At 50.2% G+C, this 7,010-nt stretch carries 7 protein-coding genes; 3 read left to right on the plus strand and 4 right to left on the minus strand.

The genetic code is table 11. The features are described from left to right. The first annotated feature begins 253 nt into the window (after nucleotides 1-253). On the plus strand, nucleotides 254-382 hold the full coding sequence (locus IBX50_RS15480; protein WP_292257197.1) for a hypothetical protein: 129 nt from the start codon (nucleotides 254-256) through the stop codon (nucleotides 380-382). Between the two features lie 92 nt (nucleotides 383-474). Here the strand turns inward: IBX50_RS15480 and IBX50_RS15485 are convergent, their stop codons facing one another. The 3 genes from IBX50_RS15485 to IBX50_RS15495 all read right to left on the minus strand — a co-directional run bounded on the left by IBX50_RS15485 (nucleotide 475) and on the right by IBX50_RS15495 (nucleotide 2,113). After that, a complete protein-coding gene (locus tag IBX50_RS15485) occupies nucleotides 475-861 on the minus strand; it encodes a YkvA family protein (RefSeq protein ID WP_292257198.1) in 387 nt (128 codons plus the stop codon). 89 nt (nucleotides 862-950) lie between these two features. Beyond that, nucleotides 951-1,865: a CRISPR system precrRNA processing endoribonuclease RAMP protein Cas6 gene (gene cas6 / locus IBX50_RS15490; protein ID WP_292257199.1), complete on the minus strand. Its 915-nt coding sequence runs from the start codon at nucleotides 1,863-1,865 to the stop codon at nucleotides 951-953. Between the two features lie 44 nt (nucleotides 1,866-1,909). After that, nucleotides 1,910-2,113 carry a hypothetical protein gene (locus IBX50_RS15495; protein ID WP_292257200.1) on the minus strand — a complete coding sequence of 68 codons (204 nt, stop codon included), beginning with the start codon at nucleotides 2,111-2,113 and terminating at the stop codon, nucleotides 1,910-1,912. Nucleotides 2,114-2,242: 129 nt separating this feature from the next. Here IBX50_RS15495 and IBX50_RS15500 point away from each other — a divergent pair, with 129 nt between their 5' ends. Next, nucleotides 2,243-2,758: an AAA family ATPase gene (locus IBX50_RS15500; protein ID WP_292257201.1), complete on the plus strand. Its 516-nt coding sequence runs from the start codon at nucleotides 2,243-2,245 to the stop codon at nucleotides 2,756-2,758. Here the strand turns inward: IBX50_RS15500 and IBX50_RS15505 are convergent. Further along, nucleotides 2,737-4,473 (minus strand): radical SAM protein, encoded by a 1,737-nt coding sequence (locus IBX50_RS15505; protein ID WP_292257202.1) that lies wholly within the window; start codon nucleotides 4,471-4,473, stop codon nucleotides 2,737-2,739. The two genes, IBX50_RS15500 and IBX50_RS15505, sit on opposite strands and share 22 nt — an antisense overlap. Before the next feature lie 171 nt (nucleotides 4,474-4,644). On the opposite strand from IBX50_RS15505, the gene IBX50_RS15510 reads away from it, so the two are divergent. Further along, the coding region (locus tag IBX50_RS15510) for a hypothetical protein (RefSeq protein ID WP_292257203.1) at nucleotides 4,645-7,010 on the plus strand (2,366 nt) is incomplete at its 3' end.

A 7,010-nucleotide genomic window follows, 5' to 3' on the forward strand; every position in this document is an offset into this window, starting at 1 on the left:
CTAATACGACCAGTAAAATCAAAGCCTTACAAAAAGGCTTATCAGATACATCTTTTATTTCCAAGCTCCGATACTCGCAAGACCATTTTGAAGCTTTATTCCTACTTTCAGCAGGTTAATTGCTAAAGAGCGTTGCTCAATTTCTTGAGGCCCATCAATCCTAACACTCACGACTTTACTGTCAAGATTTGAATAAATTTATCTTTTCAACTCTGATAGCAATTGACCGAGCCTTCCCAAGGAGCCACTCATAATGGGAGTTTTCGTTAAAGCCTTGCTGCCGCATTCGGGGCAGATTGCGACCCAGTCACTGGGGTTGAAAACATCACTCTTGGGGTATACTCGTTTTACCCAGCCACAGGCTTGGCAGCGTACCTTATAAGGTGCTGGTGCAACGGGCATCTGGTGTCTCCTGATTACAGTATTTTCGTATAACAGGGTCCCCCCACCCCGAATCAGGGTGGGGGTGATGGACTATCCAAGCCACTGGCGACATGTCTCCTTGGCTTTCCTGGTGTGCTCTTCCTTGATGTGTGCAGCCACCGTCGCTATAGCACCCGCAATCACCGTGGCATCATCGGCATATCCCAGGATCGGAATAACGTCTGGGATCAGGTCAACTGGAGAGATGAAGTAGCCCAGTGCCCCAATGATGACCGACTTGGCCCAAACTGGGGTGTCCTTGTCCCCCGCAGCGTAATACAGCTTCAAAGCGGGCTCTAAGATCTTGCCGCCGACCTTGCTGGCAACCTTGCGTACCTTGCTCCAGAACCCCTGCTCTGAGAACTCCCCTGCATAGTCTGCACCCAGGGCGTTCAGTTCGTCATTGCTCATGTTGCGGAAGTCGTTTGCGTTGCTCATGGCGTATCTCCTCAGTGGCCAACAAATCAATGTACGCAGTGTGAATCAACCCTGGCTGTTTGAGTAGTGCCGCACAAGTTTGTGAGTTTTCAGCTTATGGCGATGCGTCCCAGGCCAAAGCTGCAGTTCTTGCCGAGATTCACCCAGGGCAACAACTTCAGTGCCGGGAGGTAGGCCTGCAAATCACCCGACACCGACAAGTGGCCCATTAATCCACCCAGTTTCATGTGCTGCTTCTGCCGGTTTGACCAGCGCTGCCAGTCTACCCAGCGTAGATCCTTTTTGACTCGTAGGGACGCAAGGCCAGTTTGCCACTCATCCGGCAAGTCCTGGGTTTGTCCGTAGGCGGCTTCAAGCAGGTGGGTACGCCTCAAGAGGGCTTTAATCAGTGACTCAGCCGTCAGATCGCTGACCTGAAGATAACGCTTTTGGACTCTCATTCTTAAAGGGGTTACCAGATGCAGATCCAGTTGGTTGCTATCCTGGTTTAACTGAGGAGGCTCAGCACCCCTTAGCATCGAGAGTTCATGTGGGGTGTGGGCGACACCCAGGCTTTTTCCCTCCAGATCAAGCCACTCTATAGCCTGCAATGCAAATGGATTGCCACTATTAGCGATGGGCATCTTGCAGGCCATTTTCCAGGCGGAAAAAATGATGGGTAGCTGCTCAATGGCTTGCTGGCCGAGCAGATTCATCTCCAGAGTAAAAGGATCGCCAGGCTCCATGTGTACCTGTGCAGCTGGTGCCGGAGGGTTGATCACATAGGGAGGGGGTGGTTTGCTGTTTTGCTGAGCAAACACCTGGCCTTTAGGTTCGAAAACCCGGTAGTAGCTGCAGCTGGCTGTGAGGGGGCAACCGTGACAAGTATCAGCATTGGTCATGCAGCTGACTGTTTTTAGCGAGTGTCCGAAGAGGCCACGCCATAAAGACCCAGTGTAAAAAGGCCTCTCCCAGCGTTTGGTGATGTTAAAGTGAACTTTTATTGGCTGGACTGACAGGCTCATCAGGAATCCTTGCTGACTGGCTTGAATGAAATAGAGTCGGTTTGCTAATAGCGGATAGTAACACCGAACTGCTGTAAAATATTCAAGTCAGCTTGAGGCACTCCTGGTTTACCGACCAGGTAAAGTATTTCATCCAGCTCCCCCAGGCAGTAAGTCCCCAGCAGTTGATTTAGAGAGTACAGGTGGAGCTGTTGGTCTTTTACAATCAGCTTTATGTTGTTGCGGTTTATAACCAATTGGGAGGCCATTGCTTTTCCTTGTTTGCTGAGGAAAAGCGAGTATGGCAGTCACATGACGAAGGAAGAGGGCCGGCAAGTTTGTTAACCAGTACACCCCAGAACCGGAAGGAAACCCCTAGCCAAACAAAGCATCCACTTTTGAAAGTTGAGTGGTCGCAATTATTAGCTTCTTTCCAGTTTCAACCCGTTGAACAACCGCATGAAAAGCCAACCTTGGTACTGGTTCGAGGGTTGCCGGGAAGCGGTAAAAGCACCTGGGCACAAAACCTTTCAGGGTATCGCCACCTGGAGGCTGATCAGTTTTTTGTCGATGCCAAAGGCCATTATCAATTTGAAAAAGACAAAGTGCTTCTGGCTCATCTCTGGTGCCAACAACAGGTTCTGGCTTCACTCTTGGTTGGTCAGAAGGTAGTGGTCAGCAATACCTTTACCGAGACTTTTGAACTTCATCCTTACTTTGCATTTGCCAGCGAACTGGGTATCCCCTTGCGCATACAAGAAACTCAGGGCACCTGGCCCAGTATTCACCGGGTTCCGATGGAGGTTGTCCAAGCCATGAAAAAGCGCTGGTACAGCTTGTCCCAGGGTGACTACTGGCCCCTCTATTGCCCACTACCCACAGGCGATTCCCTTCAGACCAATCTCAGTCGATGACGGATATATTCTGGCAGGGGTTCATTGACTGCACGTAGGGCCAGCTCCTTTTCCGGAAGGGGCTGGCTGGATCGAAGAAAATACAGCCCACTTTCCGGGTTATAACTGATCGTTAACTCATCCTCTTCCTTCAACCCCTCGACTTCACTACCCACACGATAGAAATAAATAGTCCAGTTCAGTGACAGCAGTTTTTTTTCGCCTTGCTTGAGTAATTGTTGCGCATACTGCTCAGGATCAAGCACCTTCTTCCCCTGGGAATGAAAGTGCGTGGTGATCCGGCCTGATCCTTGGGGACAAACGTGGTGGGATTGCTCAATTTCCAGGGCATGTTGGTCATAAGTGTTGCGTGACAACTTATGAGTTTGACTGAAGTTTTCACTGGCCTTAGCGCCTTGAGAAAAGTAGTGCTCAACGAAATCTCTGCGCCGTTCTAACGTATCATCCAGCTTCCATTCTTTCTTTAACCGTTCCACCACTGCCGAGGGTGCATGGTAGTAATAGAAGGATTCTGTTTGGGTCAGATAATGGTGTTTGATGATGATGGGGCTGTTATCACCGTAATAATCAGCCATGCGCTGAATCTGTTGGTCACTGGATTCCAGGGCTTCCGCCAGAGGTACTTGAGTGAGGTCAAAATCCTCTTCAGGGCGTAGGAAGCAAGGAAAATACTTGAGTTCTGCCGTGAAATTGGCCGCTCGGTTTACCGGGCAGGTGTTGCAGCCACGGGCACAGGTGCATTCCTGAAACTCCAGCAATAAATCCGTATCAGCATAGCGATAAACATCTCGTCTGAAGCTTCTCTCCACAAGGGTCAGGGAGTCGGTCAGGCGATCTTTTAGAGCCTGAAGCCGGTAAAAATAATCATATAGATGGTTCAGCTCGCGTGTTAAAAGCAGCTCCAGAAACTTGATTCGAGTCGCACCCATTTCCAGGGCGTAGTCCAGCATGGCCTGGATGGATTGATCGGAGGTATTCAGCCCTTTTAACAGCACGATATTGAGCTTAAAAGGAATACCGGCTGCCTTGAGCTTCAACAAGTTGCTTTTGACACGGCTGTATTCACCATGACGCAGTGGGGCGTCTGGCTTCTGGAGATCCTGAACAATCTGATTGTAGGCTCCCTCTTCCAGACTGTGCATGGAAATATTGAATCGGATCTTGCCGGGATAGGCTGCAAAGCGATCCAGAAGTTTATCCGTTATGGCCAGGCCGTTGGAGACAAAGGTGATTTCTGGCAGGTAATTGATGGACTCCATAAAATCCAGGCAGGCAAAGATTTTTTTGGGGCTGAGTAGCGGCTCGCCGCCGGTAAAAGTAAAATCCTGAAAAGAGAGATCAGCAAACTGGCGAATGGCTTTAAAGAGGTCTTCATTAACGGCTGCACTGCGCTCCTTGCCCATCTCCATGCCCTCTTCATGGCAGAAGAAACAGGCATAGTTGCACTTTTCAGTGATGGAAAAACGCACGGATCGCTGATAATGAACCGGCTTTTCATAAAGCTGCACGTCAGTAGCGTGTGGCTGAAAACCCAGCTTTTCCAGGCGCTTTTTCGGTGGGGTCAGCCCTGCAGAAAAGGTCAACTGCATCTGCTTGATGTCCTGGTCACCCAACTGCTTTTCCAGGGCGACCAGTGTCGGCAAGGGATCAGCTTGTGTTAGTTCAATCACCGTGACCTGAGCGGTTTGCCCATCCTTTGACCAGAAATATTCCATACCAAGCTGCCTGTGATCAATGTGTTGTGAGAAGACCGCTCATCATGCCGCAAATATTCCGTCGATACCAGTGGGCTTCCTTGCCACCAAAAAGTAGCTATCCAAAGCTCTCTTTCTTGAGTTTGAAGGCCATCTGTGCGACAAAGAGCTTTTGACTTCCAAGGATAGAAAATGCCCTCTAACTCGCTTTTGCCACCGCGTTCTTCCAACCCAGATGTACGTGAATTGACTGATACTGGACTGATTAAAAAAGCCTTTCTCTATGCGTGCTGGAATTATTCATCGCCTGAAAATGCCCGCCTGCTGGAAGAAATCACGCTAGAGGCACGTTTCCGTCAAGCCCAGAATCCTCGGCTTCTCAAGCTGGTCAAAGACAGCAAAAGCAATGGTGAGTTGGCCTATAACCTGGCCCAGAAGTATGTGCGGAAATTAAAGGAAGAAGGCAATAGTGAGTCGGTTCAGTCCTGGTTGTGGGCAGTGACAAGCAGTCAACATGAATCGGTAGCCCGCCACTTAAAAATCACTTTTGAAGATTGGGAAGAATTTCAGAAACTGCGCAAAGAGCGTTGGCAGCAAAAAAACACTAATCCAAAGAAAATCAGTATTCCGGCTATTCATTTGGGCGCCCGTAATGAGCATCCCAATAGCCTGCGGGTCATGCCGGTGGCCGGAAGCTGGGAGATTCTAATTGATGAAGCAGGCATCGTCTTTGACGAACAGGTCACGGAGCTTGCCAGCCATGAAGTCAGCAAGATGGGGCGCTTTGTGGCTCTGGCCATTCCTGATAACAAGCAGCTTCCTCCTTTGAAATCCGGTTATCATGCCAAGGATGAGGCTACTCAAAAGATAGAGCAGATTCTGAAAAATCTGCTGCAGAGCAAAGCGGGTGTTTTTGGTTTTGCGGCCAACGATCCGGCCATGAACAGCCGCAGTTACTGGATGAGCCATATCTATCATTTGATGCGCTGGGTTCTTTTGCTCCTGCCCCTGCAGCCAGGCCAGACGACCCGTGTTTCTTTTCGTATAGAGCAACGCGGTAGCTATGATACTCAGACCAATCTGCAGCCCTTGCAGGAAGTTCTTGAGAATGAAATCAAAGATCTAGACCCGGAAAGGTTTCGTGATCTCAAGTTGGATCTGGCTATTATTGGTAAGGATGACCATCCCGCAAATGGTTATGTGGACACCCTGGCCAACCTTTGGGGCAGTCCTAATCCTTTCAAGAAGAAGCTTTTGGAGCACACGCGGTTACTCGGACCCTGCCTGCTCAAACCGGGCAATCTCCAGGCTCTGGAGCGCTTGTATGTGGCTTTGAACTCGCAAAGAACGCTGGTTCCTCATCAGTGGTATCAGGCTTGCAGCCATGAAGGAGCCGAGGGGGAGCATTCTCTTTTGAGCAGTTTTCTTAAACGCCTGGGCGAACAAGCCCAGCAATCCCCAGGTCTGTGGCAAAGTTACCTGCAAGAAGTGAAATACCGCCTGTCCACCAAGAATTATCGTCTGGAGCACCTGGGCTCTGCTTTGGAATGGTTAGAGCGCTATGCACCTGCTCATCATACAATCCCCCCAGCACTGGAGTTGCAATTATTGGCAGCTCGCTTGTCTTTAGCCAACCACCGGGGGCAGACTCAACCACAAATGCTGGCTCGCACTTTTGAGTTGACTCAGCAGCTGCAAGAAGAAAATGCGCCCTTAGCTTGCGAAACACTTTTGCGTCTGGCGGTCAGTGGTACTAATGCCTTTCAATTCAGCGAAACCCAACCCTTGATTGAGCAATGGTTGGCAATGCCAGTCGCTGCCCCCGGTCTTTTGAATCACGGTAAGCTTCATTCTACTCTGGGGCAATTGCTGGCATTTCAAGGCCAAGCCAGCGAGGCAGTCGCCTCTTTCGACCGAGCCTTGGAAACTTTTGAGCGATTAAGTGACCCGGAGCAGGCGAACAAGGAAAAACTTCAGACGGCCAGTTACCGCCTTTGTGCTTTGATGGATGCCGAAGACTTGGCCAGCAGCGAACAGCTTCAAACCACCTTGAGTAGCTATCTTCAGCAGGTTACTCAACAACAGGATATGAATGAGCAAGTGAAGAGTTTGGCGCGTAGCGGCGATACTTTGAATCGTGTATTTGCCCATCATTTATTGCTGCGCGCTCTGGTCAGTTGGCCGCAAGCCCTTGCCCCTTTGCGCAAGACCTACCTGGCAATGCGAGAGTTCTGGCAGGAAGGTGATGAACATCCCTGGCCTTTGATTCAGGCTTACAGGGGGTGGCTGTTGGTCCTGGAGGGTGATTCACAACAAGGCTTGGCGCTATTCAGTGAGGCCATTGAGCTGTGTGAAGCATCCAGTAAAGGCCCTACTCTGCAGTGGATGGGCGCTGTTTTGCGTCGGCTGGCCCAAGCCTTGGGCCTGGATATTGACGGGCCATCCCCAGAGCAGCAAGATGAGTTAAAGCAAAAACTGCCACAAGCCCCTCACGCTGTTCTAGCTCAGCCGCCTGCCGATCCGATCCAGCTACTGCAAGAGTGTCTGCCCTTTAATTT

This window comes from Marinospirillum sp. (genome assembly GCF_014859565.1).